Origin of the sequence: Thauera terpenica 58Eu (assembly GCF_000443165.1) — a bacterium.
Taxonomy (GTDB): Bacteria; Pseudomonadota; Gammaproteobacteria; order Burkholderiales; family Rhodocyclaceae; genus Thauera; species Thauera terpenica.
This window is the reverse complement of the sequence record NZ_ATJV01000020.1, coordinates 1-322: the sequence shown is the minus strand read 5'-3', so window position 1 is coordinate 322 and position 322 is coordinate 1. Positions and strand designations below refer to the sequence as shown.

Annotated in this window: 1 protein-coding gene; it reads right to left on the bottom strand. The window is 69.6% G+C overall.

The features are described from left to right. Positions 1-322: IS66 family transposase (locus M622_RS23395; protein WP_021247992.1), on the bottom strand; the 322-nt coding region annotated here is incomplete at both ends.

The following is a 322-nucleotide window of genomic DNA, read 5'->3' as shown; positions in this document are numbered from 1 at the left end:
GAGGTAGGGGATCAGGCGTGGCCACTGCCGATGCAGGTAGCCCAGTGCGCCGCCGAGCACCGAGGTGGGCGGTACGGTGGGGAGCATCTGGTCGAGCCATCGACGCAGTTCGTCGAGTACCGCACGGCTTCGGCTCTGGCGTTGCGCCAGCCGCTCGGCGTCGTTCAGTTCGCGCGCATCCCGCTCGATGGCGTAGAGCTTGCCGATCAAGGCCAGCGCTTCGTGGGCGCGGCCGTGCTTGCCGGCAGGCAGCACCTTGCTGGCGTCGACAAAGCGGCGGCGTGCGTGAGCCCAGCAGCCGAGCCGAGTCACCCCTTCGCAG